General features: G+C 41.6%; 1 protein-coding gene. It reads right to left on the bottom strand.

The genetic code is table 11. The annotated features are described in order from the left end of the window. Positions 1-1,679: TonB-dependent receptor (locus Q0135_RS01135; RefSeq protein ID WP_297987585.1), on the bottom strand; the 1,679-nt coding region annotated here is incomplete at its 3' end. Between the last annotated feature and the right edge of the window lie 423 nt (positions 1,680-2,102).

Below are 2,102 nucleotides of genomic sequence, written 5' to 3'. Positions count from 1 at the left end.
ATATCAAGCTCCTTGCTCGCTTTTGCGACGCCTTCAAATTCCACACCCATAGATTTTGATTTATCGGCGTTTGCGGTCGAGTAGATGTTGGGGTTATTGGGGTCGGTATAAAATATATGCGTGCCCTTGATGTCCATATAAAATAGCGCGGTAGAAAATCTAAAGCTCTCATACGAACCCTTTACACCGATCTCGTAGTCATCGCTTGTTTGTGCGTCAAATTTATTATCCTTCCTGCTGCCGCCGGTGGTGTAGAAATTAAAGCCGCCGGCTAGATAGCCCTTTGAATACATCGCGTAAATATTTAGCTCGTCGGTGATATCGTATCCAAGTGCGATTTTTGGCAAAAACGTCCTAAATGTCGCTTTTTCGTCCATCGAAAACGCGGGCGCACCGGGATTGTGTCCCAGCTCGTATGAAAAGTAATCGACCTTTGTGTGTTTTCTGATCTGCTGATACCTGCCGCCAAGCGTAGCATCAAATTTGCTCGTGATCGGATAGATGATCTGACCGAATACCGATGCCGTCTGCGCGCGATTGACCGAAGGCCAGTCCTCGACTATCGTCCTACCGCCGTCGCCGTATTGGTCGCCGATCGGGCCGAAGACTTGCTTTTCGTTTTCGTAATAAAGCCCGCCGACCCATTTGAAGCTTTGCTCGTCTACGCTACTAAATCTAAGCTCCTCGGAGAAGGTATCATTTTTAGAATTTAAAAATGTAACTAGCCCGTAGTGATCGGGGTCGAGATAAGTTATTTTACTACCAAAATCCTCATCGTAAAGCCCGTCTTTTTTGGCTCTACGAAAGGTCGTAGCCGAGGTCGCGTCAAATTTGTCAAATTCATATTTTAGATCTAACGCTCCCGAGCTAGAGGTTTGCTTTACGCGGGCGGTAGTTTCTAAATTTATATGCTTGGCTTCGCTTTTTGAGATATTGCCAAATCTCGATTTTGGGATAAAAAGCTCGTCGAGCGAGTCGTCCTGGCGGTGAAAAAGATCGCCGTAAATTTTAATCGTAAAACGATCGGTCGGCACTATCTTTAAATTTAGTCCGAAATTGTAATTTTTCTTGTCGTTGGCTTTATCTCCGTTTAGATCGTTGATGATCCAGCCGTCCTCTTTGGACGCCGAGCCGTTTAAGCCTAAAAATAGTTTATCATCAATTAGCGCGCCGCTGGTTTCAAAAAGACCTAGCATGTATTTGTGCGAGCCGTATTCGGTGCCGACGCTGCCGCTCCACTCGTTAGTCGGTTCTTTTAAAACGATATTAATGATGCCGCCGATTGAGTCTTTGCCGTAGATCGCACTGCTAGGACCTCGCAAAACCTCGACGTGATCGATATTTGTAACGGGGATATAGGCTGCGTCTTTGTTACTTTGCGCTACGCCGCCGACATAGACCGTAACGGGGTTAGAACTCGTATATATCGAAGGATTGAGTCCTCTAGTACTGATGCCCTCGTACATCCCGCCCACACCGGTAATGTTTGGCATAGTTTTTACCAGCTCCTCGACGTTTTTGACTTCTCGTTCTTGTAGCTCAGTATCACTTACGACGCTGATACTTTGTGGCACATCCTTTAAATTTTCACTTATTTTGTTTGCGGTAACTTCTACTTCGCCGAGATTTACGCTTTGCTTAGTTTGTTCGTCGGCTATGGCTGGATTTGCGGCGCTCAATAAAAGTAGGGCGGCTGCAGCTTCAGAGAGAGAGAGAGAGAGAGAGAGAGAGTAAAAACTTTCAAAATTTAACTCCTAAAATCTGATAAAATTTTCGCGTTATTATATCAGATGAGATAATCATTGTCAATACTATTACAATATTAAATTAATGTAGAATATAAGTATGATTTATATTGAATTTAATGTTGCAAATTTAGATACGAAATAGGGCGATACAATAAGCTTATTATAATTTAAATAAATACGTTCATAAAATTTATGGAAATGATGCAAAAATTAATAAAATCAAAAAATTCATTTTTATAAATCGTTTACTACATAGAAATCATTAATAGGAAAATATATATCAGTAGTTCATCATTTTTCAATTTTTTGGAGCAAAAACACTATAATTCTAGGTATTCTATATTGAAAACTATA

Source organism: uncultured Campylobacter sp. (genome assembly GCF_937981295.1).
Classification (GTDB): Bacteria; Campylobacterota; Campylobacteria; order Campylobacterales; family Campylobacteraceae; genus Campylobacter_B.
The sequence above is the reverse complement of the archived record's forward strand: the minus strand, read 5'-3'. Positions and strand labels throughout refer to the sequence as shown.